The organism is Gorillibacterium sp. sgz306347 (assembly GCF_059735245.1).
On the sequence record NZ_JCAPET010000012.1, the window covers coordinates 56,915 to 82,182 of the forward strand.

The following is a 25,268-nucleotide window of genomic DNA, read 5'->3' on the forward strand; positions in this document are numbered from 1 at the left end:
CGAAGCGGTATGATGATAGGCGGTTGTCTTTTACCGGATGAAAGCGATAGTGCAAGAAGGATTTGCGAAAGAAGGATTGAAAAAAGGAATGGATGAGCTTTCGCTAGGGTTGGTTTTGCTGGTGCTTGGGGGCGGGTTTCTGGCTTCCTTCGTCGATTCGGTAGTGGGCGGAGGGGGACTGATTTCGCTGCAGGTGCTGCTGGTGGCCGGGCTGCCGCCGCATATCGCGCTCGGGACAAACAAAATGGCGTCCACGCTGTCGTCCTTGACCAGCACGCTGTCTTTCTGGAAGGCCGGGAAGCTGGACGTGAAGCTGGCCGGGCGGCTTTTGCCTTTTACGGTGGCGGGAGCGGCTGCCGGGACGGTGCTTGTGCAGAACATCCCGTCGGATTTTTTGCGGCCCCTGGTGGTGGTGATGCTGGTCGGAGTGACCTTGTACACCCTGCTTCGCAAGGAATGGGGCGATATTCGAACGTACTCCAGCCTGAGCGTCAAAACCGGCGTGCTGATGACGGCCGCGGCGCTGTCCCTCGGGTTTTACGACGGCTTTTTCGGGCCGGGCACCGGGTCGTTTCTGATCTTTGCGTTCCTGCTGCTCGGCTTCGATTTCGTACAGGCGGCGGGAAACGCCAAGGCGCTGAATTTTGGGAGCAACGTGACAAGCCTGATTGCGTTTGCGTTTTACCGTTCCATCGACGTGCGGGTGGGCCTGATCATGGGCGCCGCGATGATCGTCGGCTCGCTGCTCGGCTCGCAATTGGCCATCCGCCAGGGCGCCCGGTTTGTGCGTCCGCTTTTTGTCAGCGTATGTGTGCTTTTGGTCGCTCGGCAGATTTGGACCTTGCTGGGCTAACCTGCCGGATCATGGCCGCCAAACGGAAAATTGCCTGTTCAACCCGGGGCTGCCCGGGTAATCATACAGGGAGAATCAAAATACGGATCCGATGAGGAAGGGAGCTTGCAATCATGGAAGTCGTTTTTCATGGCCACTCCTGCGTTCAGATCACGCATGAGGGCCATTCCGTGATCATTGACCCGTTCTTGACGGGAAATGAGCAGACGGAGACCCGGCCGGAGGACATCAAAGCTGATTATGTGCTGCTGACGCACGGCCATTCGGACCACACCGGCGACGCGGCGGACATTTCCAAGCGGAACGGCGCGCCGATCGTGTCGATCGTCGAACTGGCGCAGTACATGGGGCGGACCGGAGCGCAAACGATCGGCATGAACATCGGCGGCACGTACAAGACGGAGTTCGCCCGGTTCAAAATGGTGCAGGCGTTCCACAGCTCCAGCGCCACGACCCCGGACGGGCAGATAGTATACCTCGGCATGCCGGCCGGCTTCCTGGTGGAAATGGGCGGCCGGACTTTTCTCCACTGCGGAGATACCGCGCTGTTCGGCGACATGAAGCTGATCGGAGACCGGCACAGCATCGATGTGGCCTTCATCCCGATCGGGGACCACTTTACAATGGGGCCGGAGGATGCCGTGCTGGCCGCCGAATGGCTGAAGCCAAGCCTGGTCGTTCCGGTGCATTACAACACGTTTCCGCCGATCAAACAGGACCCGGCCGAATTCGTAGCGATGCTGGAAGAGCGGGATATCCGCGGGTTGGCTTTGCAGCCGGGCGAGAAGTTCGAGCTGTAGGATCGGCCGCTTGAAAAAAGAGACGCTGCTTTTGGAAAAAAGCGGCGTCTTTTTGCTGGGCGGGCGGGGGAGTTGGGCGGCGGCATACGGTTAGGCGTAGATGCGCTCGTTTGGGCGGCGGCATACGGTTAGGCGTAGATGCGTTCGTTTTCGGGCGGCATACGGTTAGGCGTAGATGCGCTCGTTTGGGGGGCGGCATACGGTTAGGCGTAGATGCGCTCGTTTGGGGGCGGCGTGCGGTCAGGCGAGGGTGCGTTCGTCTCCGGGCGTATCGTCGGCAAAGGTGACCGTTTGGCCGGAAAGCGACGCGACCCGTGCCAGAGACTCGACCCGGTAGCCGGCTCCGGCCAGCTTGCCTGCGCCCGCCTGGAACGATTTTTCGATGACGATGCCGATTCCGGCGACCGCCGCGCCGGCGCGTTCGACGAGGCGGGCCAGCGCGAGCGCGGCTTCGCCGTGCGCGAGAAAATCGTCAACGACCAGGACGCTTTCGCCTTCATGCAGATACTTTTTGGAGACGGCGACCTCGTTGGTCTCCTTTTTGGTGAACGAGCGGACCTCCTGAATGAGCAGGTCTTCGTTCAGGGTGAGCGATTTGCGCTTGCGGGCGAAAATGAGCGGTACGCCGAGCACAAGGGCGGCCATAACGGCCGGCGCGATGCCCGACGATTCCAGCGTCAGCACCTTGGTGATCCGTGTTCCCGCAAAGCGTGCGGCAAATTCCTTGCCGATCTCCATCATCAGAACGGGGTCGACCTGGTGATTCAGGAAAGCGTCGACCTTCAGCACTTCTTCCGAAAGCACGATGCCTTCCTGAAGAATTTTTGTTTTGAGCAGTTCCACGTGATAGCCTCCTGTTGAGGGGACGGGCCGACGGCAGCGAAAAGCGGCGGACGGCAAAAACCGCCGTTCCCGGGGAAACGGCGGTCGGCGGGCGCGCAAGCGGAGCGTCCTCCCGGAGAAGTCTCCGAAAAGGCTGCCGCTGTGCGCCCGTAGTCCGGCCGTTTCCGGCAGCCGGGTAGAAACTTGCGGGCCCTATTCCCGCTATTATACGAGCACTTTTTGTTATGAAAATGTATGAAAATATTATAGCCCACCGCAAGGCGTTCTGCCCAGCCCTATTTCTTGTCTGGTTTGGAACCTTGCGGGCGAAAAGGCAGACGGCGGATTCTATGCTAGAATGGATGGCAGCAGATGCTAGAAAAGGAGGACGAGAAATGGCGGCGAACTTGACCAATGATTGGGCGGAGGTCCTGAACGGGGAGTTCGAAAAACCGTACTACAAGGAATTGCGTGCTTTTCTGGCGGAGGAATACCGGACCCGCACCATCTATCCGGACAAATACGATATTTTTAACGCGCTGCATCATACGCCGAAAAGCAAGGTCAAAGCGGTGATTTTGGGGCAGGACCCTTATCATGGACCGGGGCAGGCGCACGGGCTCAGCTTTTCCGTTAAACCCGGCGTTCCGCAGCCGCCCTCGCTGCAAAATATTTTGAAGGAGCTGCAGGATGACCTGGGGTGCCCCATCCCGGAGCACGGCTCTCTTGTGCATTGGGCCAAGCAGGGCGTGCTGCTGCTGAACACCGTGCTGACCGTGCGGGCGGGCGCCGCCCACTCCCACCGCGGCAAAGGATGGGAGACGTTTACCGACGAAGTGATCCGGACGGTGAACGCGCTGGACCGGCCGGTCGTGTTCCTGCTTTGGGGAAGTCCCGCGCAGGCCAAGCTGCCGATGATCGACACGAAAAAGCACGGCGTGATCCGCTCGCCGCATCCGAGTCCGCTGTCGGCTTACCGGGGCTTTTTCGGCAGCAAGCCGTTCTCGCGGACCAATCAGTTTTTGACCGGGCACGGCCAGGCGCCGATCGACTGGCAGCTGCCCGCCGATCCGGCCGAGTCGTAAGGAAGAAAGCAAACCAGACCAGGGCGAACAGGCCGTTTGCCCGGTCTGGTTTTTTCGTCTGCTGGGCGGTTTTGACAAACGGTTGACCAGCCTCGTGTAACGCCGAACACCGCACGGTGGGAGCAGCCAAAGGACAAGCCTGGGATACCGGCGGATTTCCGCCGCTGTAGCATTGGTTGAAGGAAATGTTTCCGCTCCGCGTACACCGCGCGAAGTCTTGCGGCTGGCTTGGACCGGGGCAAGCCGGGCCGGCGCATACTGGCAAGCTTCAAGGAAAAAAACCAACCGATCTTACGCGTGCTGCGCGGACAGCGTGTTGGGGAGCCGGCCCGCGTTTGGACTTGAATAAAGTTGCTGGTTGTTCAGCTGGCTGTGCAACCGAGGCGCAGGCAAGTTGAAGGTTGTGGCCCCGAAATGATTCCTGCAAAAGTGCAGCAATTCCGGAAGCAAGCGGGGCCGACGGTGAGAAGGCTGTAGCCCCGCCTCGGATTCCTGCAAAAGTGCAGGAATCCCAGCAGCAAAACAACCCTTTTCGCGAAATTGCTGCGATTGTGCAGGATTTTCTTCGTTTGACGGTCAGTTCGCAAGAAAGCGGAGAATAATCCTGCAAAATCGCAGCATTATCCCTTTATTGTCTTTATGGCGCATAGAAATGATGCACATTTGCAGGATTGTCGTTCCGCCACTCATGGGAAGCAGAACGTAAAGGCGCATGTAATTGGAAAGGGGAGGCTGCCGGTCTCCGTTCCGACTCGAACGTCCGCGGCGTCCCTGCTTGGGCGCAATCTAGATTCCTACTTCACGAGGTCCTTCCGAACCATAATGGCCCCTGAAAGCAGGCGGGAGAGGGCCAGCACAAGCAGGCTGGCCGCCAGGAAGACGAGCGCGCCCGGCAAGGACATGGCCCATGCCAGCAGACACGCGAGCCGGTCGGCTGTGACAAGCCCGTCCGTCAGCGAGCCCAAAGCTCCGCTCATGCCCGAGAACAGGACGATTGTCACAAGCGCCATCCCGGCCAGCGTTTTCTCCCCGAGCCAAAACGCAAAGGGCAGATAGAAGGCCTGCACGGCGATGCAAACGGCGAGCAGAAGAAGCAGTGCGCCAAGCAGACTCGGCGCGGCTGCAGCGGACGCCGAAGCGGGGAGCATGGCAAGAGACGGTTCCGTCCTTCCGTCCGCCCGGCCCAGGCCAAGCAGCACGGCGGTGACGCCCATCCCCAAGATGCTGTACAAAACGGCCAGGGCATATTTGGCGGTCACGATTTGGCCGCGTGTGACGGGGAGGCTGCCGAGCAGGGTCAGGTGGCGGTTTTTGAATTCCATGGAAAGCGTAAGGAAGGTCAGAAACAGCGACACATAGAACCCCATGCCGGCCGCGGCCGTCTGACCGTTCAGAAACAAAGCGAGCAGGACCGCCCAGACGAGCAGCATGAGGATCAGTTTGCGGTTTATATACAGGTCCTTGCGCACCAGATTAAACATGGCCGGAGCCTCCTTTTACCGTATAAAACAAGATGTCCTCTAGGCCGGGCGTCTCCAGAACGGCATCCCTTCCGAACCATTCCTCCGCCTGCTTCCGGTGGGGCGCGAGGCCCTCAAAGCCGAGCTCCGTTTCCCGGAGGCCCGTAAACAGCGCACGCGTGTCCCGGTCGAGCAGCTCGCGTCCCCCTTTTACCAGCACATACCGATCCAGCAGGGATTCCTTGCTTTCGCTGAAAACCAGCTTCCCTTTGTTCAGGCAGACGATATAATCGGCCACCCGGTCCAGATCGGTGGTGATATGCGTCGAGAACAGCACCGACTTGCGTTCATCCTGGATGTAGTCGCTGAGAAGATCCAGCAGCTCGCGGCGGAAAACAGGGTCGAGCCCGCCGGTCGGCTCGTCCATCACCAGGAGATCGGCGTCGTGGGACAGGGCGGCGGCCAGCCCGAACTTCATCTGCATGCCTTTGGAGAGCGTTCGGAACCGGCTTTTGCGGGGAAGCTCGAAACGGTCCAGGTAGTCTTCAAATTGCGCCGCGTTCCATTTCTCGTAGAACGGAGCGAGCATCTTGCCGAGCTCCCGCACGGTAAGGTGATCGTAATAGGGGCTTTCGTCCGAAACGAACCCGATCCGCTGGCGAATGGCCTGCTCGTTGCCCTGAAGAGGCTGGCCGAACAGCCGAAGCCCGCCGCTGTCCGGCAGCAAAATGCCCATCATGAGCTTGATGACAGTGCTTTTACCGGCCCCGTTCGGGCCGATTAAGCCGGTGATGTAGCCGGAGGGGACATTGAACGACACCCGGTCCAGCTGGAAGGTCCGGTACCGCTTCTGCAGACCGGCGGCTTCGGCCGCGTTCGGGAGGCCGGCAGCGCCGGAAAGCGGGACAGCGCTTTTGTCCCATGTCTGGGGTTCGGGCCGGGCATCGGCCGCAGAGGGCAAGGTGATTCGGATGGAATGGTTCACGGAGATTCCTCCTCCAAAATGGTTTGCACGAGCGTGATGAATTCCTCCCGCGTGAGCCCGATGCTGCGCGCTTCGCGAATCTGCTCCGCCACGCGTTCCTCCAGGCTCTTCAGCCGCTGCTCGCGGATCGTCTCTGTTCCGAGCCCCGCAACATAGGAGCCGCGTCCGACCACGGATTCGATCAGCCCCTCTTTTTCCAATTCCTCGTAGGCGCGTTTCGATGTGATCACGCTGATTTGCAGATCCTTGGCCAGCTGGCGGATCGAGGGAAGGCTTTCCCCCGGCGGGGATTCGCCGGAAAGGATGCTGCGCCGAATCTGCGCGGCGATCTGGGCGTAAAACGGCTCGCCCGACGTTTGCGACAGGATGATGTTCATGGGTCACTTCCTTGGCCAAGTGAATATAGTGTATATAGTCAATATATACATTTTGCCGGGAAAGTCAAGCGTTCGATATTTTGCCAAACATTTTGCCGCCGGTATGAAATGAGTCACAAGGTTCGCGGGTGCGGCGATGCTATCATAAGCTGAAAGCCAAAAGAGAGAGCGACAGACAGTGGAGGGAGCCCGAGATGAATCCGACTCGTTCACGTGCCGATGTGTTCTGCCTCAATTTGCGTTTTCTGCTGATCACCCTGGTGTTCGTCGGCAATGCCATCGAGCCGCTTGCCGCAGCGCTGCCTTCGATGAAGGCGCTGTTTCTCTGGATTTTTACATTTCATATGCCTCTTTTCGTATTTGTTACCGGGTACTTCGCGCGATACAGCCTTACCGGCGAACCGGGGACGCGCGTGCTGAAGCAGATCGCCCTCCAGTATGTCATTTTCCAGACGCTGTACTCGGCGGCGGATTTCTTCGTGTTTCAGGTTCCGGGCATCCGGCATTCCTTTTTTCTTCCGTACCTGCTGGTCTGGTTTCTGCTCAGCCACCTGTTTTGGCGGCTGCTGCTGCTTTTGGCGCTGCGGTTTCATGTCAAGCACCCCGTGCTTCTGGCGCTCGCCATCGGCATCGGGGCCGGTTATCTGGGCGTTGACGGGTCCTGGCTCAGCGTCTCGCGCACGCTGGTTTATCTGCCGTTTTTCATCATTGGCTACTACTTCTCGTTTGAACGCTTTGCCGAGCGGTTTACCCGCTCCCGCCGCCTGCTGGCCGGGTTTTCCTCGCTGGCGCTGCTTGCGGTGCTGTACGTTTTCGCCGGCGACCTGGATATCCGGTGGCTGTACGGAAGCTTTACGTTTGGCGAGCTGGGCTGGACGGAATGGTATGCGGGCGCGTTTCGCCTCGGCATCTACGCGCTGGAGTTTATCGGGCTGGCGGGATTTCTGGCCTTCGTTCCGCTGCGCGAAAGCCGGCTGACCGATTGGGGCGGGCGCACGGTGTACGTGTTTTTGATTCACGGCTTTGTGATCCGGCTGATCGGCCTGACCGGTGTTTACCGCGTCATCGACAGCCCCTGGTCCGCCCTTCCCTTGATTGCGGCGGCCGTGCTCCTCACGATTCTGCTTGCGCAGCCGGCGGTCAAGCGCTGGACGCAGCCGCTGATCGAGCCGAAGGTCGAGCGGGTTGACGCGTTGGCGGCAAAGCTGATCGGGGTGGACGGTTTTCTGCGGACGAAGCAATAAGGCGGCGGAGGCGGAGCCGGAAGCAAGCGATAGTACAAGCAAGAGATACCATTGGAAAAGACGGAGCCGGGGCTCCGTCTTTTTGTGTCATGCAGTAAAAATGGGGGTTACATGGTCTCAAGCAGCGAGGGCAGCGCGTCCTCCTTTCCGTCCAAGCGATCCTGCGCATAGAGCTGGAAGAACGAGCCCTTTTTCTCCATTAGCTCCGCAAAAGTGCCTTGCTCCAGCACCTTCCCTTTTTCCAGAAAAATGATTTCGTCGTACTGCTCCAGGTTGCTGTTTAACCGGTGCGTGACCGTCAGAAGGGTTAATTCGGCATCCGAGGTCAACCGGGCTTCCAGCTGCCGGGCCGTTTGGTTGTCGAGGGAGGAGGAAGCCTCGTCCAAAATCAGGAACGGAGCCTTGCGGATAAAAGCTCTGGCGAGCGCGACGCGCTGTCTTTCCCCGCCCGAAAGCGTATGCCCCGATTCGCCGACCGGCGTATTTTCTTTCTCCTCCAGCCCCTCCATGACGGCGTGCAGACGGGCAGCCTGAATGGCCTGGTTCACCTCTTCATCGGTGTAAGCTTTAAACAGCGTTATGTTGTCCTTGAAGGTCGCGTCAAAAAGGAATACATCTTGATGAACCGGAGCAAGAAGACGCCCATAATCGGAGGGCTCGACATATCGGATGTCGGTTTCGTCGAGGAGGATTTTACCGGAGGTCGGCTCGCAGTGGCGGAGCAACAGCTTGACCAGCGTGGATTTTCCGCTGCCGTTTGCGCCCACAAGCGCATACTTTCGGCCTTTTTGGAACGACAAGGTTACGTTCCGGAGCGTTGTTTTATCCGCTTCGTACCTGAAACCGACGTCTTCCAGCCGAATGCTCTCACGGAACGCGGCGGCTTCAAATCCGGCCTCCGGTCTCTCCGCAGTTTGTAAAATGCGCTCCAGTTTTTGCCGGATAGGCCGAACGGACTTCATTTTGTTGATCCGGTAAGAAGCCTGGACAATCGGGCCCGCGATGCTGTTGATCAGCTGCGTCGCGGCCATGACGCTTCCAATGGTGGTTTGGCTGCGCAGCACGAGAAAGGTGCCGATGCCGAGCGTGACAAAAAAGATCATGCCGCCGGTAAACCCGCAAAGCGTTTCGACGAGCAGGGCGGTTGCGCTCAGCTTCAGCTTTTGGTCTTCCACCTTTCGGTTGGCCGTCCGGTAACGATCGGCAAATTCCGCTTCGGCATGAAAGCTTTTAATGACGGCATGGCCGTTAAAAAAGTCCTTGCTCCTTGCCATAAAGGCGGCAAGGCTGTTGGAATAGGCTTCTTTCTGAAGGCTCAGCTTTTTCTGAAAAAGCTGGGGGACCGCCAAGGTCAGCAGCTCAACCAGCAAAATTGCGGCCGCGATGTAGGGGTTGAGGTAAATCAGATAAGCGGTAGCCAGCAGAAACGTCAGCGCGTTATCCAGCAAACCGATTACGCTGGAATAGTAATCCTGTTCCAGCATCCCCACGTCGGTGGTCAGCACCGACACGTAATTCGAACTGTTCTCCTTGTTAAAATCGGTTACTTTCCGGTTCAGCAGACTGGAGAACAAGTCATTTTTAATTGAAAGAAGACACACCCGCAAAAAATGAACCCAGAGCCTTTTCGCCCCATACCCGACAGCCGCCATTACGGCCAGAAACAAAACGGTTTTCCATAAAACCGACCGGTAATCGTTTGTATTTCCGGCGAGGCTAAGATCGATCAGGTTCTTCATCAGGAGCGCATACACCAGCCCCGCAGCCCCGCTCACAAGAGAGAAAAAAACGCAAACCAGCAGCCGCCCTTTGGACCGGGCGAAATAGCTTCCCATATCATAGCCCCCATGAGCGCCGCTATTTCATTCGGCTTTTTCTGGCTTTGCGGCCGTAGTAGGTTCCGCCGAGAATGCCAATCGCGGTGCACAAGGCAACAATCCCGATAAAGATCAGGCGTTCCGTCATCTTCTTCATCCCCTTTGCTTAAACAAATCATTCGGCGCCCGCAAGGCGTCCGGCTTTCCCGTTTAAAATTTGAAATAAAGAACCCGTTCGCTCTTAAACAAACGGATCAAATAAGCGAGGCAGGCCAGCGCCGCCAGTCCGTTGACGGCCAGGATCACCGCAGTCTTGCTCCAGCGGAAAGCCTGCATAGTCGTCATCTGCATCAAGCTGTAGAAATTCACAACCGGAACATAATCGAGCCACATGAGGCCGGGAGAATAGCGGGAAAGGGTGCGCAAATCCGCCGCGAACGCAACGGACAGCACCAAAATGAACAGCCAGGGAATGTACGTCACGATCAACTGGGTTTGCCTGGCGTTTTGCGGCAAAAATCCGAGCAGCAGCTGGACGCTTGAAAAAACGGCCGAAAAGCTGAGCAGCTCTGCGGCGAGCACGGGGACTTGCACGCCCAAATGAAGGGGGACGTGCAGCACGCCCTGGAACACCAAAAGAAACCCCGCATACAAAGGGATCGCCACGATGCCGGCCATGACAAAGCTGGTGATGAGACAGGTGATCCACTTGGCCAGCACGATTTGACCCGGACTGGCCGGAGACATCAGCAGGATTTCCAGCGTTCCCGAGTACTTCTCTTTGGTAGTCAGGAAATAAGAGATTGATCCGTGCAGACGGATGGTCAGCAGAAAAATGACGTAAGCGCTGATGACGGCAATCAGCTTCAGGACGACCGGCCGGTAATCCTTTGCCACTTCGTCCACTTGGACCTTTATTTCCGGCAGCTTTGCGGAAGGGGTCAAGGCAAGCCGGAATTTGAGGGAAATGGCTTCCCTGGCTGCGGCCACCGCCGGATCATCCTTGCTGTTCTCGTTCTGGATAAAACGCAGCTGCTTCTCCTGCGCGTTCCAAAGGACGCCGAGCTTTACATCCTCGGACCGGACCAGGGACTCGATCCGATTCGGGTCCTCAAGCGATAAGGTGAACGGAGGGCCGAGTTCTCCCAGCAGCCGGCCGCCGCCGCTGTCCGCCGCAATAGGAACCGTCTTGCCGCCGCCGCCCGCCCAGATGCTGGAGAAGGCGCTGATCGCCGAGACGAGTCCGATGAAGACGACGGGCATCAAAATCGTCAAGAACAAGCCGCGTTTGTCCCGGAAGATTTCCCGCAGCTCCTTTTTCACAATCCTAGTGATCATGAAGGTCCGGCCCCTTTATCTCATAGCGGTTTTGAATGGCAATGTAAGCTTCTTCAAAGCTGGCCGCCGCATATTTCTCTTTTAACAACGGAATCGGGCAATCCTCCAGCATGCGTCCTTTATATAGAATGACGGTCTTGTCGCAGAGCTTCTCGATATCCTCTGCGATATGAGAGGTAATGACGATCGTTTTTCCCTGGTCCTTCAGGCGGATGATCCATTCCCGGATTTCGTTGCGGGCCACGATGTCGAGCCCGCTTGTCGGCTCGTCCATGAGGATGATCTCCGGGTCCGTGATCAGGCAGCGGATCAGGGCGATTTTCTGCTTCATGCCCTTGGAATACGTGCGCACCGTCTGTTGGGAAAAGTCCACCCCAAGGCTCTTGTACAACGTGTCGGCCCTGCTTTTCGCAGCGGCGGAGCTCATCCCGAAAAGACCGGCGAAATAGAGGATGTTTTCCTCTCCTGTCAGCTGCTCATAGAGCCGCGGATGCTCGTAAACGAGGCCCAGATGCCGCTTGATTTGAGCGGCCTGCTTGACGGAGTCGCGGTCCTTGATTCGAATGAAGCCGGAGGTCGGCTTGTAAAGCGTGGACAAAAGCTTCATGGTGGTGGATTTGCCGGCGCCGTTATGGCCGAGCAATCCGGAAATTTTTCCGGCCTCGAAGGCAAACGTCAAGTTATCCACGCTGTCGTAATCGTTCCCGGGGTATTGCTTCCTTACCTCATGAAGCTCGATAATCGCCATGGCGTTCCCCTTATTGCGGCTGCCGCTGCCCGGCGAAGCTGTTGCTTTTCCCCAGCAGCACATCCACAAATTTCTGGTAATATTCCCGAAGATCCGCTGCTTTCAAATGAGCGGTGTTGATGATCGCGTTGTCCATCGTGTATTTGTCCCAGTTGGCGGTCAGTATTTCGACGCCAAGCTCGCCGCGCTTCTCAAAAAGCGGGGTTCCGGGATAAGGGGTATTTATGCTTCCGAATACGTTCGCCTTGTAAGCATCCCGCAGATGAAGCGCCATGCGGATGGATTCCCGAACCGTTTCGTGGGTGTCGCAGGCATGGCCGAGGATAAAGGATACGTTGATATCGAAGCCGATATCGGAGGCCAGCCGGACCGCATTCTCGATCTGCTCCACCGTGACTTTTTTGCCGATTTGGCGAAGCACCTCGTTATTTCCGCTCTCCATGCCAAACTGGATTTTCCGGCACCCGGCTGCGTACAAGCCGCGCAGCAGCTCCTCGCTGACCACATCGGCGCGCGATTCGCAGCCCCAGATGAACTTTTTCCCCGTTTCCCGGAGCAGCCGGCAAAATTCCAGCGTTCGCTTGGGATTCATGGTAAAGGTGTCGTCCACGATAAAAAACATGGTCTGATGGTAACGTTCTTCCGCCGCCATGATTTCCGCCAAAATGTTTTGAGGGGACCGAAACCGGATCTGGCTTCCCCAAAACGCCCGCGAGGAGCAAAAAATACAATCCCCCGGACAGCCCCGAGCCGTGGAGATGGTGACCGGATAAACGTATTTGTCCATATCGATCAGATCCCGGTTAGGTACTTCCAGGTCATCCAGGTTTCGGATCCGGTCGGCGGGACCCGTTTTGACGATCCTGCGGTTTGCGTCCCGGTAAGCGATTCCTCTGATCGCGTCCAGCGAGCCTTCTTTGCGCAGGAGGAAGTCGAGCAGATGAACAAAAGTATATTCGCCCTCGCCGAAGATGATGTAATCAATCTCGAACTGTGACAGCATTTCCTCGTGGCAAAAAGTGGCGCAGCCTCCGCCGGCGATCAGGGCCGTATCGGGCAGCTCCGCCTTGATCTGCTTGGCCAAGACTCTGATGGCCGACCAGGATTCCACAAAGGTGGAGAGCCCGACGGCCCGCGGCGAGGTTTCCTGCAAAAGCCGGGTAAACGCTTCTTGGTTGAAATACTCGACGGACATGTCAACAAGACGAACCGTGTAGCCGCTTTTGTTCGCATGGGAAGCAAGGTAAAGCAGTCCCAGCGGAGGCATGGACAGGACCGTGGCCATGTCCTTTTTGTACTTGCGGTAGGTGGGAATATTGATGAGCAAGACATCAGCTTTGGCCATCGGCTAACGACTCCTTCAAACGGGTTGAGAATGGGGGCTCACTTAATCGGCTTGCTTCGGCAAATGCATTCCCGGCGTCAAGCACCTTCACCGGAACCGGATCGCCGTCGCAGAAAACAGTCCGGGCGGTCTCCAGAAGCAATTGATGAATCCGGCCGGGAGAGAGGCCCGGGTTGGCCGCTTTGACTAATGCCACGGAGCCCGAAACAAAAGCGGCGGCCATGGAGCTTCCAAAATCGTAGGCATACCGGTTTTGCAAATCCGTGGTCAAAATGTGCTCGCCGGGGGCAAACAGCGTCCTTGACGTAGTCCGGTTGTTCCGCGGCGCCTTGTACAGAGCGAATGGCCTGCCCCGGATGCCGCAAGAGGCGGCGGGAATGACGCCCGGATAGCAGGCGGGAAACTGCATCGGGCTGCCGCTGTCATTGCCGACCGCGCAGACGACGGGAATGGAGCGTTTCAGCAGCTCGCGGATAAGACGCTCCTCCTGGTCGTGATAAAAGGAAAGGGCTGCGCCGGGAAGGTGGGTGCGGTCGGGATAGCCGATGCTGAGATTCACCACGCTAACCGAATGCTCTAAGCACCAGCGAAGTGCTTGGACGATGTGCCGAATCTCCGCCTTTCCGTTGTTGTCCATCACCTTTAGCGGGACAAGCCGGACACCGTGCGCAATTCCCGCAATGCCGAGCCCGTTGTTTCGCTCCGCCGCGATAATCCCCGCGACACGGGTGCCGTGGCCCAGCTCATCGGCCGTGCGGGAACTGCCGTCCAGAAAATTAAAGCCCGGCGCGACCGACCCGGCCAAGTCCTCGTGCGTGTCGTCAATACCCGAGTCAATTACCGCAACCGTAAGAGAGCTTAACACCTCGTGCGGCAGCGAAAGCCACGCTTCCTCCGGGGCGGCCAGGCGCAAGCCCCATAGATACGCTCCGTACCGGTCGTTCATCAGCTCGTATACCGCGGGGGATTTGCACGGGAACAGCGCGTCCATTGGCTAGCCCTTCTTGACCGGCCGCAAGGGGCTCCAGAGAATTTCGCGGTAATTCTCCCGGATTTCGGCGCAGTAAGGATATTGCGCCTCCAGACTGCCGGTTTTAAAATACGTTTCCGCTTTGCAGCCGCCCAGGCAAAACAGCTTGTGCCCGCAATCGGCGCATTCCGCCACATCTTCAGGCAGGGGAACCCGGCAGCGTCCGGAAGCGAATGCCTCGATCGTTCCCAGCCGGGTTTCGGTTATATGCAGGTTATGGCAGGGGAAAACATCCCCCCGGTAATCCAGACTGATTTTGTTGATGCCGGCCCCGCAGTTCCGTTTGGGAGCCAAAGCGAAGATTTGGTTCATGCAGCCCGTGCGGTCGTTCATGAAAACGATCGTCGGCTTGTTGGCCTGCGCGAGCTTCAACTTGGTGTTCTTCCAGGAATTGACGATGGTCGAGCGCTTGGACAAGTAAGCGAATTTCTTGGTATACGTCTCTTTGTCGTAATCAAAATGCTCCTGAAGGCTGGTTCCGTCTTCCGTCACCCATACCGGTTCGTTCCACTGCAAGCCGATGGCTTCGGCTTCGTGCGCAAAGGCCAGCATTTTGTCGATCGTGCCGATGTTGGATACCGTCGGCGTGGCGGCCAAAAAGAAAGGAATGCCGAACGACCGGCATATTTGCGCAGCCCGCACCGCGCCTTGGTAAGCCCCGGTTCCCCGGATGCGGTCATTGCGTGCTTCATTTTCATCGTCGATGGACAGCAGGAGGTATTCGCAATATTCTTTCAGGAGCGGCGCATTTTGTTCGGTTAAAAAAATCCCATTCGTAAACAGCGCGGCCTTGCAGCCAAAAGCTCGAATCGTCCGGAACAACTCCTCCAGCCCGGGATGCATGAGCGGCTCTCCTCCGGTTAAAACAACCAAAGCGGCGGACCCGTCTCCGTCCGGAAACAGGAGGCGGAAATATGCGGCCAAATCGGAGGAGGACAAGAACTCCTGCCGCTCCGGCTCGGCCGTTACGGATTTGTTGCAGTATTCGCAGGATAAGGAGCAGGCATTGGTGATAGACAGGTGGACCGATTTCAGGCGCTGATCATATTCCACCGTTTCGAAGGGGTCTCCGGCTTCGGCGACCAGTCCCCGGTCCATGCAAACCCGGATGAAGTCCTCAATGTCTTGCCGGATCGCATGCAAGGGCAGCTCGTACTCCAGGGCGATTTCTTGAATAACGGATCGAAGGGAACGCGTCCCGTCCAGCTTGAACAAAATGTCCCTGCCGGTCAGCCCCGTCTTCAGCCAGACGAAATGGCGGTTGGAAATGAGGACGCTGTAGCCGTCCTTTTCCTCCTCCCGGTAGGCCTCCCGGTCAAAATACAGGTTTTTATCGGTAATGGACATAAAATCCTCCCCTGCGCTCATAAATCGGCAAGTTCCCGGCCGACGAGATCGTTCCGGTTCATCAGCTCCGTCACTTCGCCGTGATATTTCTGGAGCGTATCCCGGTTGAGGTGCGCAGTGCTGATAATCGGCATATTCAGCTTGAAATTATCCCAGTTGTCGGTGTGAATCGAGATGCCCAATTCGGCGGCTCGGTCGTATTGCTCCGTGCCGGGAAACGGGGTGTTGACGCTTCCCATGACAAAGGTGCCGTAAGTCCTCTGGATATGCTCGGCGAACCGGATGGTTTTCTCCACCGTTTCCGCCGTATCGAAAGCGTGCCCGATGATGAAGGAGGCGGAGACGTGCATTTTGTATTTGGCAGCCAGCTGGATTCCGGCTTCGATTTGTTCGATGGTGACCCGCTTTTTGAGCTTGCGCAAAATTTCATTGTCGGCGCTCTCCAAGCCAATCTGGATCTTTCGGCACCCCGCCTCCGACAAATCCTTCATCAGCTCGTCGTTCAGCACGTCGGCTCTCGATTCACAGCCCCAAATGAAGTTCACTTTGGCTTCCTTGACGAGTCGGCAAAACTCGTGCGCCCGCCGGGCGGAGGAGGTAAAAGTGTCGTCCGTTAAGTAGAAGATCTCATTCCCGTATTTGCGGTAGATGTGCATGAATTCGTCGAAGACGTTTTGCGCGGAGCGCATGTATACCTTTTTGCCCCAGAAGGCGCGAGAGGAACAAAAAATGCATTCCCCGGGGCAGCCCCGGGCCGTACTGATCGTAAACGGAAGCAGGTACCGGTCCAGGTTCACAAGATCGCGGTTGGGAATGGGCAGAGAATCCAGATCGGTGATCCGGTTATGGGAGCGGTTGACGTGAATGCCGCCGTCAAGCCGCCTGAGCACGATGCCCGGGATCTCCTCCAGCGGGCTGCTTTCGCCGCGCAACAGCCGGTTGCACAACGCAAGCGCCGCATACTCCCCTTCACCCTGGATCACAAAATCGGTTTCCGTCTGCTTTAAAATATCTTCGTGGCAAAAGGTGGCGAAGGCGCCGCCGGCAAAAACGAAGGCATCGGGCACGCATTGCTTGGCAAGCCGGCACAACAACTGTTGGGCTTTCCATGATTCGTTGTAGGTGCTCATGCCGATGACCCGCGGATTCAGCGTCCTTAGGGTTTCCGCCGCCGATTCCTTGGAGAACGACTCCACCGAGAAATCGATCACCTGGACGGAATAACCGTGTTCCTGAAGAACGGTGCCGATATAGAGAAGCCCCAGCGGGGGCATGCCGTTCGCTTTGGCGAATTTATCCTTGTACCAACTGGTTGTTGGCAGGTTTAAAAGAAGGACGTCCAGACGGTCCATAAATGCGTCTCCTTTTGGCGGGCCTAATTGAAAATGGAATCGAACTCGTTTTCCTCGCTTACCACGCTGAGAAGCTGGAAGTCGCGCAGCTTGCTTACGGTCTCGGTCAGTTCCTCTTGCGTCAGGCTGTGCCGCACCCTGCTCCACAAGAGCTCGTAGGAGCTTTCGTAGTTGATCGACGTCCATACCAGAGATGCTTTGGCGGTCAAAATTACTTTCACGCCGTCCTGATTGCAAATTTGGACGAGCTGGTCCTCTTCGCGGACGTACCAGTTGTTGCATTCCTGCTTAACGATGCTGTTTTCTTCAATATGCATTAATGGGTCCCTCCCGATCATGCGTTTCGCGTTCCGGTTTCAAGGACCAATGCCGCCCGCAGGCGGCATTGGCCTTGAAGCGCGAGACCGGATCAGCCCGGTACGGCGGGTCCGGGAACGGCGTCGGCAACGACAACCGCAGCGGTTGCGGCGCCTCCGCCTCCGGCGGAGCTGATGATTCCGCTGACGGCACCGCCAACCGCGCCGCTGACGGCGCCGCCGACGGCCGAGCTGATGACAGTCTCCAGGAAGGAAGAGGGACTATAAACTTCCGTTTGCTGGAAAGAAGTGATGAGTTCAGGAGCCATATAAACCTTCATTTTCAACCCTCCTTTACATAATATGGGATTTGCAAGTTCATTTTACTGCTAAATAATTTACTGTCAATATACTGAATGGTAAATATATCAGTTATTTTGGGATTATGTCCAAAAATTCACAAATGGATCGTGGCGGAATAGAAGGCTTCCTTCCCGGAGGATGCGTTTGCTGTGCGCCGCAAGATGGGTATAGTTAATACTGACGGCATCCTGCCTGGATAACAGATAGAGAGGGGACTGGCGTATGAAGCGGGAAGCCGCTCCAAGCTACCGCAAGGTTTTTTGGTCGGCCGGATTCGGCTGGCTGTTTGACGCCCTGGACGTAGGGCTGCTTTCATTTATCATCGTCCAACTAACAAGCGAGTGGGGACTGACGCCTACCGAAAAAGGCCTGCTCGGCACCTTCACCACGGCCGGCATGGCCATCGGCGCGCCGCTCGGCGGGTACCTCGCCGACCGCTGGGGCAGGCGGCCGCTGTTCCTGGCCACGCTGATGGTGTTCGGCGCGGCCAGCCTGGCCAGCGCCTTTTCGCCGGGACTGGCCGTTATGCTCGCCCTGCGGCTAGTCATGGGCCTCGGTCTGGGGGCCGAGCTGCCGGTCGCTTCCACGCTGGTCAACGAGCTCGCGCCGCCCGACAAAAAAGGCCGCACGGTCGTCCTGCTGGAAAGCTTTTGGGCGGTCGGCTGGATCGCTGCGGCAGCGCTCGCTTACTTCGTGATCCCGGAATACGGCTGGCGGGTCGCCATTCTGGTCGGGGCGCTGCCGCTCGTCTACGCGATCCTGATCCGGCGGGGCATACCCGAGACGCGGCCGGCCGAAATCCGCCGCAAGGTGCCGCTTTCGGCCATTTTCCGGCATCACGGAAGGCGCACCGCCGTCTTGTGGGTCGTCTGGTTCGCGGTGGCCTTTTCGTACTACGGCATGTTTTTGTGGATGCCTTCGGTGCTGGTGGACAAGGGCTTTACGATGATCAACAGCTTCAAATACGTGCTGTGGATCACCCTTGCCCAGCTGCCCGGGTACTTCGCCGCGGCCTGGCTGGTCGAGCGCTGGGGACGCAAGCCTACGCTCGCCCTTTTTCTGGCGATGACGGGGGTCTGCGCGGCCTTCTTCGGCGCGAGCGAGACGGCGCCGCTGCTGCTGCTCTGGGGCATGCTGCTGTCTTTCTTCAATCTGGGCGCCTGGGGAGCGCTTTACGCCTATACGCCGGAGAATTACCCGGACGAGGTGCGGGCTTCGGGCTCCGGCTTCGCTTCCGGCTTCGGCCGGATCGGCAGCGCCATCGCGCCTTATCTGGTTGGGGCCTTGGCGGGAGGAGGCTATTCCTACCTGTTTATCTTCTCGATTTTTACCGGCGCGCTGGCCGTCGGGGTGGCGGTTCTTCTGCTGCTCGGGAAAGAAACCCGGCCTGATTGACCCCGGCGCAAAACGGGTATTTGGTGAGTGACGCCACAACAAGGAACGGAACGAGAGGCGCCCGGACTTCTTCCAAATTTGAACCAGGGAGGGACGTTCATGGAAACGGAAAGCGCGAAACCGCAAAGGAAGCGGCTGAGGAGCCTGCTTCCGATCTTTTTGGCCGCCTGCTTTTTGGCGGTCTTCGTCAAAAATTACGTGGCCGAAGGGATTGTGGTGCCGACCGGCTCTATGCTGCCGACCATCCAGCTGAACGACCGTTTTCTGATCGAGAAAATGGTTCCGCTTACCCGGTTTGAGTTTGGAGATATCGTTGTCTTTTACCCGCCGATCGAAGGGAAGGAAAACCAGCGCTACATCAAGCGCCTGATCGGTCTTCCGGGCGACACCATCGAGATCCGCGACGGGACGCTGATCCGCAACGGCAAGAAAATCCGGGAGCCTTACCTGAAGGAACCGATGACCTACGAATATGGGCCGGTCTCCGTGCCGGAGAACAGCTATTTCTTCCTGGGCGACAACCGCAACGTCAGCCTGGATTCGCACCTGTGGGACAATCCGTTTGTGGAACGGGATCAGCTGGTGGGGAAAGTGGTCTGCCGGTTTTACCCGTTCAGCGATTTTTCCACGATGGACCGAGTGACCGCTTCGGAGGAATAAGGCCAGCGGCCAAGCGACAGGGAACGGTACGCCGCGAACGGACCAAAGCCGAAAATGCGGCGGCGGTGAGAAATATTCCCGCCGGGGAAACGAAAAAGCTGCGTTATTGCGGGTGGCGGAGGGTAAAGTAATCGTAAGCAACCGATCCGATCAAGCGAAGGGAGAGGACAAGCATGGCCAAGAAAATCCAAGCTTATTTTCATACCGAAAACGACGCTTTGAAAGTCAGCACCCGGCTTCAGGGCTACGGCCTCCAGAACCTGGAGGTGTCCGAGCTGCCGGAGAGCCTCGGCCGCGGCAACCGGCTGCTGGTGCCGTTTGTCGCCGGGTACCCGACCGCCGGAGGGCCTGCGGTGGGCGGCGCGGCGAGCGGATACGGCTCGGGTCTCCCGGGCGGACCTGCCCCGGCCGGAGGAGCCGCCCTGTACGCGCTCGAGCAGGACCGGGGACGGCCCAGCGGACCGCCGGATGAAACGCCCGGCACCCGGATGCACGAGGATGACTCCGACGCGTTCTACGACGGCGACCGCTCCGAGATCCGCTATGTGCTGGCCGGAACGGCGCGCGATGAGGATTACACCGAGGTGGTCGACCTCATCCGCCGGAACAACGGGTACGTGGAAGTGTTCGATTAATCAGGCAGCCGGCCTGCGCCGGCGCAAACAAACAGGCCGAACGGAAAGCGGATGCTTTCGTTCGGCCTGTTTTTTCGGGTATCCGTGCCGTTCACCGGAAGCTTAAGCCCCGGTGCGCGCATTTTCATCGTCCGCTACCTTGCCGTACAAAACAAAGCTGTATATCGCGGCAAGGCCAACGATTACGAAGATTACCCGCGCAATGGTGCTGTCCATTCCGCCGGTAAGGCCGCCCACCAGATCCCACTGGAACAGTCCGACCAGCAGCCAGTTCAAGCCGCCGATAATGAGCAGCGTCAACGCCAGGACATTCAACGTTTTCACGGTGCCATCCTCCTTTTGTAACAAATTGTAAGGCCACAGCTACAGTATGGGTAAACGGGTAATTTCTATACATACGAAGGATGGAAAGAGGAAGCCTAAGCGTCGAAGGACGAGGACCGGCTATGGATCGGGACCGGGTTCAGGCTCGGATGGTAACCCTTGTGCCGATCGGAGCATAACGGGAAAGCGTAAGCACGTCGTTGTTGTACATGCGGACGCAGCCATGGGAAACATAGTGGCCGATGGAAGAGGGATCGTTGGTGCCGTGAATGCCGTAATGCGGCTTGGAAAGCCCCATCCAGAGGACGCCAAAAGGGCCTCCGGGATTCGGATGCTTGTTGACAATCGTGAACTCCCCTTGGGGCGTCTGGGTCGCCATCCGGCCGATGCCGACGGGAAATCCCCGTTCGACCCGGTTTCCGTTCAGGAGATAAAGCTGACGGTCGGACAAATCGACAATGATCCGGTAAGCCATGGCTTTTATATCCTTTCTTTTGCGCAATTGGGCGGTCCGGCCGGACAAAGCCCCGAAACGGCGGACGGCCATGCAGGCACGATACCCTATGCGCCGGAAGCGGAATCGGTTCCGTCAAGTTTTGAATACTTTTCCGGGACTTTCGCGTATAAGTTTTCTAAGCTTTCACATTACAAAGGGGGGGATGGCCGTGCCTTGGGTATGGTGGCTTGTGATCGGAGTCGCACTGATCATCGCGGAGCTGTTCACATTGACCTTCTATATGCTTTGGCTGGGAATCGGCGCGCTCGCCGGGTTCGCCACGGCGCTTTTGCTGCCGGGAGCGACCGTCGTTCAGGTGGGGGTGGCCTGCTTGACGGCGCTGGTGCTCACCTTTTTCACGAAGCCGCTGACGAGGAGACTGCACAACTCCCGCGGCTTCCGCGACTCGATCGACGACCTCGTCGGCAAGCAGGGGATCGTCGTCGAACCGATTGGACAGAACGGCATGGGGATAGTGAAGGTCGGAAACGAGACATGGAGCGCCAAATCGGACGCTCCGCTGGCCGAAGGAGAACGCGTAATTGTACTGAACCGGGGCAACGCGATTCTGGAAGTACAGAAATGGGAGGCGATTTAAAGCGATGAATGCAACGACAATCACCGTAATCGTTCTGGTGGTGCTGGTCATCCTTCTGATTGCGATGACCATCAAGATTGTTCCGCAGCAGCGGGTCGGCGTGGTCGAGCGGCTCGGGAAGTTTCACCGTCTGCTGACGCCCGGACTGAATATTTTGATCCCGCTTATCGAGCAGGTCCGCACGTTCCATGACCTGCGCATTCAGCAGGCGAATGTGCCGCCGCAAACCGTAATTACGAAAGACAACGTGCAGGTGCAGATCGACAACATCATCTTCTATCAGGTGGTCGGGCCCGAGCAGGCCACGTACGGCATTTCCGACTACGTCTCCGGGGTGCGCAACATCACCACCGCCACTCTGCGGCAGATCATCGGCAAGATGGAGCTGGACGAAACGCTGTCCGGACGGGAAAAGATCTCGAGCGAAATCCGCACGGCCCTGGACGAGGCTACCGAAAAATGGGGCGTGCGCATCGAGCGGGTCGAAGTGGTGGACATCAAGCCGCCGGCCGACATTCAGGAAGCGATGGACAAACAGATGAAAGCCGAGCGGAGCAAGCGCGCCATCGTGCTGGAGGCCGAGGCGGCGCGGCAGGATATGATTCTGCGGGCCGAAGGCGACAAGCAGAGCAAGATTCTCCGCGCCGAGGGCGAGCGGGAAGCGCGCATCCGCCAGGCGGAGGGGCTCCGGCAGGCGCAGGAGCTGGAAGCGCTCGGGGAAGCGGAAGCCATCAAGGCCGTCGCCGAAGCCGAGAAAAACCGGATCGAGCTTTTGCAGTCGGCCGGCCTGACCGAAAACGTGCTGGCCTACAAATCGTTCGAGTCGCTGATCGAGATCGCAAAGGGTCCGGCCAACAAGGTGTTCGTCCCGACGGGCGCGATGGATGCGCTGGGCAGCCTGGGGGCCATCGGCGAGGTATTCAAGGAGAAGAAAAAAGAAGAAGGCGGACTCGTCAAACGCCCGCCCCTGCAAAGCTGATTTCCCCTCCGCCCTGAACGGGGGAGGCCATTGAAACGCCAACGAGCAGCCTTTTCGCCACAGACGAAAAGGCTGCTCGTTCGGTTTTGGAGAGATGCCGCTGTCAGCGGACAGCCGCTGCGGCGGCCAAATGGGAAAGCCGGGCGTCAGAAAACGGCCGGTCAGGCTTCTCCTTGCAGGTAGCTTTGAATGCGGGCGGCGATCAGGGAAATGCCGATCTGGTTTTCCCCGCCCTCCGGAATAATCACGTTGGCGTACTTCTTGGAGGGTTCGATAAACGCTTCATGCATGGGCTTGACTGAAGTGATGTATTGGGCGTGCACAGACTCCAGCGTCCGTCCGCGCTCCTGGATGTCACGCTCCACCCGGCGCAGAAGACGGATGTCCGGCTCGGTGTCGACGAAGATCCGGATGTCGAGCAGCTCGCGCAGGCGGGGATCGTACAGCGTGTGGAGCCCCTCCACAATCACGACGGGCCGGGGCGGGACGGGCACCGTCTCGCCGGAACGCGTAAAGGTAATAAAATCATAGACCGGCATTTCGATCATCCGGCCTTCTTTCAATTCAAGCAGATGCCGGATCAGCAGGTCGTTGTCGAAGGAATCGGGGTGATCGTAATTGATCCGAACGCGTTCCTCAAACGTAAGGTGGGCGCCGTCCGCGTAATAATTGTCCTGGGTGACGATGGCGACGTTGTCCGCTCCGATCCGGCTGATGATGGTACGGGCGATGGTCGATTTGCCGGAGCCGGTTCCGCCGGCAATTCCGATGGTAAGCAAGGGAATCCTCCTCATGTATCAAAGCATCCTTAAATTGTACCACAGCGCAGGCGGCCGGACAATTGAAGGAATCGCCAAAGACCCCGGCCGATTGGGCCGGGGTCGGTTATGTAGCCTGGAAGAATAGGCCGGTTAAACCGGAATTTTAGTTTTGCTGAGCTCGACCTTCACGAGCTGGGTCAGTTCATCCTCATATCCTTTCGTAATGCGGTACTTGCGCACAAAATCGTTCACGAACCGGCGTGCGTCCTTGGGTTGATAAATGCGGGCTAACTCGAGCAGGCTTTGTCTCACTTCATCGGTTTTTATCCCCATGACGGTTCCCTCCCATGAATAAGCGTCAAACTCCTGTTTCTCTAGGTTATACATTGTGCCGCATGCTTAGAAACTATTACACCAAATCCGCCTTCATCAAACCGGTACGTTTATTGTAACACACTTTTCCCTGAAGATATTGACTTGTTAGAAAATTTAGAAAAGGGTGAATGTGGAAAAAGTGGGAGAAAAGAAAAGCGCCGGTCCTCCAAATCCCCGGGATTACGGCATTTTGGAGAGAGAGGGGCTGGAGAAACGAAAGGCCGGGATGTAAAAAAATGAGTCTTGCTTCCTGGTCCTACGGGGAGGCGTTCGGCGGATCGGAAAGTGCAAAATAACGCCGACACGAGTTTCACTTGGCAGCTTCCGTTTTCGGTTATAGAATATTACATATGACACTCTTAATGTGGAGGCGGAGAAAAGATCACGGAAGTTTGCCGCTCTTTCTCCGGACGAAAAGGTATTGGTGTGATTTATACTTACATAGCGATCCAGAAAATGGAGCTGGTCAACATAACGCCGGCTAGGAGGCTCTATGAAAAAAAGGGAATGGGGAGCATACAGCGACGAGCACTTCGAAATGAAGCCGCTTGGCAGCGGGACATTATCCGGCCTGGTTTTTGCGGCCAAGGACGTTTTTAATTTGCCCGGCCACACGCCGGGCGCAGGCAGCCCGGACTGGAAGCGGACGCACCGCCCGGCGGAACGGACGGCCGAAGCCGTCCGGCGGCTGCTGGAGCAGGGGGCAAGCCTCCGGGGCATTACGCATACGGATGAGCTGATGTTCAGCTTGAACGGGGAGAACTATCATTACGGAACGCCGCTGAATCCGGCGGCCCTGAACCGCATTCCCGGCGGCTCCTCCAGCGGATCGGCCGCAGCGGCGGCCGCCGGACTGGCGGATTTCGCACTCGGAACCGACACCGGCGGCTCCGTCCGCATCCCGTCCGCTTACTGCGGCCTTTACGGCTTCCGCCCCACACATGGCGCGGTGCCGCTCGACGGGGTGGTGCCGCTTGCCCCGCAGTTCGATACGGTGGGTTGGATGGCGCGGGATGCGGAGCTTCTTTACCGGGCGGGCCTTGTCCTGCTTGGTGATGGCAGCGGCGGTTCGGCGGGGGGCGGCCCTGGAGCCGGGGAAACGGAGCGTCCGTTTCGCCGGGCTTACGCGGCGCGTGAGGCGCTCGCCCTCGCCGAAGGAGAAGCTGGCGGGGTGACGCGGGAGATGATCCGCCGCCTCGCGGGAATCCTTCCCTGCATGAAGGCGGCGAGCATAGCGCCGGAAGGCTTGAAGGAATGGGCGAGGGTCTACCGCCTGCTGCAGGGCAAGGATGCCTGGCAGGCGCACGGCGAATGGATCAAGCGGGAACGTCCGCGGTTCGGCCCCGCCACCGGAAGCCGGTTTGCCTTTGCGGAGACGGTCCATGCCGAGACGCTGACGGCCGAAACCGGTCTCCGCCGGACGATCCGGGACCGGTTGACGCAGCTGCTGGCCGAGGACGCCCTTCTGGTATTGCCAACCGCCCCGGGTCCGGCGCCGCTGCGCGGCCTGCCCTCCGAGGTAACGGAGGATTGGCGCGCCCGAACCATGCAGCTGACCTGCATCGCCGGCTTGGCCGGGCTGCCGCAGGTGACGCTTCCCTGGGGAACGGCCGAAGGAGCCCCGGTCGGCCTGTCCCTCGTCGCCGGTCCGGGACGCGACCGCGAGCTGCTGCGGCTGGCCGCCGATCTGGCGCAGGGCAGGCCGGCGGCGGAGGGGCCGGCCTGCGCCGCCCCAACCGGGCCGCTGGTTTGACGCGGTGCTGAAGCGCTGAAGGGCCTACGA

General features: G+C 58.3%; 27 protein-coding genes and 1 riboswitch. Of the genes, 10 read left to right on the plus strand and 17 right to left on the minus strand.

Annotated features, from left to right (window positions below; all coding sequences use genetic code 11):
- Positions 1-88 precede the first annotated feature (88 nt).
- Together AC6I6H_RS08820 and AC6I6H_RS08825 are read left to right on the plus strand one after the other, a co-directional pair.
- On the plus strand, positions 89-853 hold the full coding sequence (locus AC6I6H_RS08820) for a sulfite exporter TauE/SafE family protein (protein WP_497953438.1): 765 nt from the start codon (positions 89-91) through the stop codon (positions 851-853).
- A 113-nt stretch (positions 854-966) separates the two neighbouring features.
- Positions 967-1,653 (plus strand): metal-dependent hydrolase, encoded by a 687-nt coding sequence (locus AC6I6H_RS08825; RefSeq protein ID WP_497953381.1) that lies wholly within the window; start codon positions 967-969, stop codon positions 1,651-1,653.
- Positions 1,654-1,893: 240 nt separating this feature from the next.
- On the opposite strand, the gene AC6I6H_RS08830 is transcribed toward AC6I6H_RS08825, so the two are convergent.
- Positions 1,894-2,496 carry a xanthine phosphoribosyltransferase gene (locus AC6I6H_RS08830; protein WP_497953382.1) on the minus strand — a complete coding sequence of 201 codons (603 nt, stop codon included), beginning with the start codon at positions 2,494-2,496 and terminating at the stop codon, positions 1,894-1,896.
- Between the two features lie 130 nt (positions 2,497-2,626).
- A riboswitch (purine riboswitch) is annotated at positions 2,627-2,728 on the minus strand.
- 142 nt (positions 2,729-2,870) lie between these two features.
- Between AC6I6H_RS08830 and AC6I6H_RS08835 the strand changes: the two genes are divergently transcribed.
- Positions 2,871-3,560 (plus strand): uracil-DNA glycosylase, encoded by a 690-nt coding sequence (locus AC6I6H_RS08835; RefSeq protein WP_497953383.1) that lies wholly within the window; start codon positions 2,871-2,873, stop codon positions 3,558-3,560.
- A gap of 794 nt (positions 3,561-4,354) precedes the next feature.
- Here AC6I6H_RS08835 and AC6I6H_RS08840 read toward each other — a convergent pair.
- The 3 genes from AC6I6H_RS08840 to AC6I6H_RS08850 are packed head-to-tail and all read right to left on the minus strand — an operon-like array spanning position 4,355 to position 6,382.
- Positions 4,355-5,041, minus strand: coding sequence for an ABC-2 transporter permease (locus AC6I6H_RS08840; protein ID WP_497953384.1), 687 nt, complete (start codon positions 5,039-5,041; stop codon positions 4,355-4,357).
- Positions 5,034-6,005, minus strand: coding sequence for an ABC transporter ATP-binding protein (locus AC6I6H_RS08845; protein ID WP_497953385.1), 972 nt, complete (start codon positions 6,003-6,005; stop codon positions 5,034-5,036). The genes AC6I6H_RS08840 and AC6I6H_RS08845 overlap by 8 nt, the downstream gene beginning before the upstream one ends.
- Positions 6,002-6,382 (minus strand): GntR family transcriptional regulator, encoded by a 381-nt coding sequence (locus tag AC6I6H_RS08850; RefSeq protein WP_497953386.1) that lies wholly within the window; start codon positions 6,380-6,382, stop codon positions 6,002-6,004. Before AC6I6H_RS08850 ends, AC6I6H_RS08845 begins: the two co-directional genes overlap by 4 nt.
- A 194-nt stretch (positions 6,383-6,576) precedes the next feature.
- Between AC6I6H_RS08850 and AC6I6H_RS08855 the strand changes: the two genes are divergently transcribed.
- Positions 6,577-7,626 carry an acyltransferase family protein gene (locus AC6I6H_RS08855; RefSeq protein ID WP_497953387.1) on the plus strand — a complete coding sequence of 350 codons (1,050 nt, stop codon included), beginning with the start codon at positions 6,577-6,579 and terminating at the stop codon, positions 7,624-7,626.
- A gap of 107 nt (positions 7,627-7,733) precedes the next feature.
- Here the strand turns inward: AC6I6H_RS08855 and AC6I6H_RS08860 are convergent, their stop codons facing one another.
- The 9 genes from AC6I6H_RS08860 to AC6I6H_RS08900 all read right to left on the minus strand — a co-directional run bounded on the left by AC6I6H_RS08860 (position 7,734) and on the right by AC6I6H_RS08900 (position 17,240).
- Complete coding sequence (locus AC6I6H_RS08860; RefSeq protein ID WP_497953388.1) at positions 7,734-9,461, minus strand: ABC transporter ATP-binding protein; 1,728 nt, start codon at positions 9,459-9,461, stop codon at positions 7,734-7,736.
- Between the two features lie 192 nt (positions 9,462-9,653).
- Positions 9,654-10,781: an ABC transporter permease gene (locus tag AC6I6H_RS08865; RefSeq protein WP_497953389.1), complete on the minus strand. Its 1,128-nt coding sequence runs from the start codon at positions 10,779-10,781 to the stop codon at positions 9,654-9,656.
- On the minus strand, positions 10,771-11,529 hold the full coding sequence (locus tag AC6I6H_RS08870) for an ABC transporter ATP-binding protein (RefSeq protein ID WP_497953390.1): 759 nt from the start codon (positions 11,527-11,529) through the stop codon (positions 10,771-10,773). The genes AC6I6H_RS08865 and AC6I6H_RS08870 overlap by 11 nt, the downstream gene beginning before the upstream one ends.
- A gap of 10 nt (positions 11,530-11,539) precedes the next feature.
- Positions 11,540-12,874 carry a B12-binding domain-containing radical SAM protein gene (locus AC6I6H_RS08875; protein WP_497953391.1) on the minus strand — a complete coding sequence of 445 codons (1,335 nt, stop codon included), beginning with the start codon at positions 12,872-12,874 and terminating at the stop codon, positions 11,540-11,542.
- On the minus strand, positions 12,861-13,865 hold the full coding sequence (locus tag AC6I6H_RS08880) for a S8 family peptidase (protein ID WP_497953392.1): 1,005 nt from the start codon (positions 13,863-13,865) through the stop codon (positions 12,861-12,863). The genes AC6I6H_RS08875 and AC6I6H_RS08880 overlap by 14 nt, the downstream gene beginning before the upstream one ends.
- A gap of 3 nt (positions 13,866-13,868) precedes the next feature.
- Positions 13,869-15,251, minus strand: coding sequence for a PqqD family peptide modification chaperone (locus tag AC6I6H_RS08885; protein WP_497953393.1), 1,383 nt, complete (start codon positions 15,249-15,251; stop codon positions 13,869-13,871).
- 17 nt (positions 15,252-15,268) lie between these two features.
- Complete coding sequence (locus tag AC6I6H_RS08890) at positions 15,269-16,603, minus strand: B12-binding domain-containing radical SAM protein (RefSeq protein WP_497953394.1); 1,335 nt, start codon at positions 16,601-16,603, stop codon at positions 15,269-15,271.
- A 23-nt stretch (positions 16,604-16,626) separates the two neighbouring features.
- On the minus strand, positions 16,627-16,920 hold the full coding sequence (locus AC6I6H_RS08895; protein ID WP_497953395.1) for a hypothetical protein: 294 nt from the start codon (positions 16,918-16,920) through the stop codon (positions 16,627-16,629).
- A 92-nt stretch (positions 16,921-17,012) separates the two neighbouring features.
- A complete protein-coding gene (locus tag AC6I6H_RS08900) occupies positions 17,013-17,240 on the minus strand; it encodes a hypothetical protein (RefSeq protein WP_497953396.1) in 228 nt (75 codons plus the stop codon).
- A gap of 244 nt (positions 17,241-17,484) precedes the next feature.
- On the opposite strand from AC6I6H_RS08900, the gene AC6I6H_RS08905 reads away from it, so the two are divergent.
- The 3 genes from AC6I6H_RS08905 to AC6I6H_RS08915 all read left to right on the plus strand — a co-directional run bounded on the left by AC6I6H_RS08905 (position 17,485) and on the right by AC6I6H_RS08915 (position 19,952).
- Positions 17,485-18,657: an MFS transporter gene (locus AC6I6H_RS08905; protein ID WP_497953397.1), complete on the plus strand. Its 1,173-nt coding sequence runs from the start codon at positions 17,485-17,487 to the stop codon at positions 18,655-18,657.
- A 99-nt stretch (positions 18,658-18,756) separates the two neighbouring features.
- Positions 18,757-19,317, plus strand: a complete 561-nt coding sequence (lepB, locus tag AC6I6H_RS08910; protein ID WP_497953398.1) for a signal peptidase I — start codon at positions 18,757-18,759, stop codon at positions 19,315-19,317.
- A gap of 173 nt (positions 19,318-19,490) precedes the next feature.
- Positions 19,491-19,952, plus strand: coding sequence for a hypothetical protein (locus AC6I6H_RS08915; RefSeq protein ID WP_497953399.1), 462 nt, complete (start codon positions 19,491-19,493; stop codon positions 19,950-19,952).
- Positions 19,953-20,054: 102 nt separating this feature from the next.
- On the opposite strand, the gene AC6I6H_RS08920 is transcribed toward AC6I6H_RS08915, so the two are convergent.
- Together AC6I6H_RS08920 and AC6I6H_RS08925 are read right to left on the minus strand one after the other, a co-directional pair.
- On the minus strand, positions 20,055-20,276 hold the full coding sequence (locus AC6I6H_RS08920; protein WP_497953400.1) for a DUF378 domain-containing protein: 222 nt from the start codon (positions 20,274-20,276) through the stop codon (positions 20,055-20,057).
- 139 nt (positions 20,277-20,415) lie between these two features.
- Positions 20,416-20,751 carry a L,D-transpeptidase gene (locus AC6I6H_RS08925; protein WP_497953401.1) on the minus strand — a complete coding sequence of 112 codons (336 nt, stop codon included), beginning with the start codon at positions 20,749-20,751 and terminating at the stop codon, positions 20,416-20,418.
- A 190-nt stretch (positions 20,752-20,941) separates the two neighbouring features.
- On the opposite strand from AC6I6H_RS08925, the gene AC6I6H_RS08930 reads away from it, so the two are divergent.
- Positions 20,942-21,370: an NfeD family protein gene (locus tag AC6I6H_RS08930; protein ID WP_497953402.1), complete on the plus strand. Its 429-nt coding sequence runs from the start codon at positions 20,942-20,944 to the stop codon at positions 21,368-21,370.
- A 4-nt stretch (positions 21,371-21,374) separates the two neighbouring features.
- Positions 21,375-22,349 (plus strand): SPFH domain-containing protein, encoded by a 975-nt coding sequence (locus tag AC6I6H_RS08935; RefSeq protein ID WP_497953403.1) that lies wholly within the window; start codon positions 21,375-21,377, stop codon positions 22,347-22,349.
- 161 nt (positions 22,350-22,510) lie between these two features.
- Here AC6I6H_RS08935 and udk read toward each other — a convergent pair whose 3' ends face one another.
- Positions 22,511-23,128: a uridine kinase gene (gene udk / locus AC6I6H_RS08940; protein WP_497953404.1), complete on the minus strand. Its 618-nt coding sequence runs from the start codon at positions 23,126-23,128 to the stop codon at positions 22,511-22,513.
- A gap of 132 nt (positions 23,129-23,260) precedes the next feature.
- The gene (locus AC6I6H_RS08945) at positions 23,261-23,443 is read right to left on the minus strand and encodes a hypothetical protein (protein ID WP_497953405.1); all 183 of its coding nucleotides are present in this window, start codon (positions 23,441-23,443) and stop codon (positions 23,261-23,263) included.
- A gap of 535 nt (positions 23,444-23,978) precedes the next feature.
- Here AC6I6H_RS08945 and AC6I6H_RS08950 point away from each other — a divergent pair.
- Positions 23,979-25,238 carry an amidase gene (locus AC6I6H_RS08950; RefSeq protein ID WP_497953406.1) on the plus strand — a complete coding sequence of 420 codons (1,260 nt, stop codon included), beginning with the start codon at positions 23,979-23,981 and terminating at the stop codon, positions 25,236-25,238.
- Positions 25,239-25,268 lie beyond the last annotated feature (30 nt).

Coding starts and splice junctions, on each gene's coding strand:
- AC6I6H_RS08820 (WP_497953438.1), top strand. CDS start 89: ATGGATGAGCTTTCGCTAGGGTTGGTTTTGCTGGTGCTTGGGGGCGGG.
- AC6I6H_RS08825 (WP_497953381.1), top strand. CDS start 967: ATGGAAGTCGTTTTTCATGGCCACTCCTGCGTTCAGATCACGCATGAG.
- AC6I6H_RS08835 (WP_497953383.1), top strand. CDS start 2,871: ATGGCGGCGAACTTGACCAATGATTGGGCGGAGGTCCTGAACGGGGAG.
- AC6I6H_RS08840 (WP_497953384.1), bottom strand. CDS start 5,041: ATGTTTAATCTGGTGCGCAAGGACCTGTATATAAACCGCAAACTGATC.
- AC6I6H_RS08850 (WP_497953386.1), bottom strand. CDS start 6,382: ATGAACATCATCCTGTCGCAAACGTCGGGCGAGCCGTTTTACGCCCAG.
- AC6I6H_RS08855 (WP_497953387.1), top strand. CDS start 6,577: ATGAATCCGACTCGTTCACGTGCCGATGTGTTCTGCCTCAATTTGCGT.
- AC6I6H_RS08860 (WP_497953388.1), bottom strand. CDS start 9,461: ATGGGAAGCTATTTCGCCCGGTCCAAAGGGCGGCTGCTGGTTTGCGTT.
- AC6I6H_RS08865 (WP_497953389.1), bottom strand. CDS start 10,781: ATGATCACTAGGATTGTGAAAAAGGAGCTGCGGGAAATCTTCCGGGAC.
- AC6I6H_RS08870 (WP_497953390.1), bottom strand. CDS start 11,529: ATGGCGATTATCGAGCTTCATGAGGTAAGGAAGCAATACCCCGGGAAC.
- AC6I6H_RS08875 (WP_497953391.1), bottom strand. CDS start 12,874: ATGGCCAAAGCTGATGTCTTGCTCATCAATATTCCCACCTACCGCAAG.
- AC6I6H_RS08880 (WP_497953392.1), bottom strand. CDS start 13,865: ATGGACGCGCTGTTCCCGTGCAAATCCCCCGCGGTATACGAGCTGATG.
- AC6I6H_RS08885 (WP_497953393.1), bottom strand. CDS start 15,251: ATGTCCATTACCGATAAAAACCTGTATTTTGACCGGGAGGCCTACCGG.
- AC6I6H_RS08890 (WP_497953394.1), bottom strand. CDS start 16,603: ATGGACCGTCTGGACGTCCTTCTTTTAAACCTGCCAACAACCAGTTGG.
- AC6I6H_RS08895 (WP_497953395.1), bottom strand. CDS start 16,920: ATGCATATTGAAGAAAACAGCATCGTTAAGCAGGAATGCAACAACTGG.
- AC6I6H_RS08900 (WP_497953396.1), bottom strand. CDS start 17,240: ATGAAGGTTTATATGGCTCCTGAACTCATCACTTCTTTCCAGCAAACG.
- AC6I6H_RS08905 (WP_497953397.1), top strand. CDS start 17,485: ATGAAGCGGGAAGCCGCTCCAAGCTACCGCAAGGTTTTTTGGTCGGCC.
- lepB (WP_497953398.1), top strand. CDS start 18,757: ATGGAAACGGAAAGCGCGAAACCGCAAAGGAAGCGGCTGAGGAGCCTG.
- AC6I6H_RS08915 (WP_497953399.1), top strand. CDS start 19,491: ATGGCCAAGAAAATCCAAGCTTATTTTCATACCGAAAACGACGCTTTG.
- AC6I6H_RS08925 (WP_497953401.1), bottom strand. CDS start 20,751: ATGGCTTACCGGATCATTGTCGATTTGTCCGACCGTCAGCTTTATCTC.
- AC6I6H_RS08935 (WP_497953403.1), top strand. CDS start 21,375: ATGAATGCAACGACAATCACCGTAATCGTTCTGGTGGTGCTGGTCATC.
- AC6I6H_RS08945 (WP_497953405.1), bottom strand. CDS start 23,443: ATGGGGATAAAAACCGATGAAGTGAGACAAAGCCTGCTCGAGTTAGCC.
- AC6I6H_RS08950 (WP_497953406.1), top strand. CDS start 23,979: ATGAAAAAAAGGGAATGGGGAGCATACAGCGACGAGCACTTCGAAATG.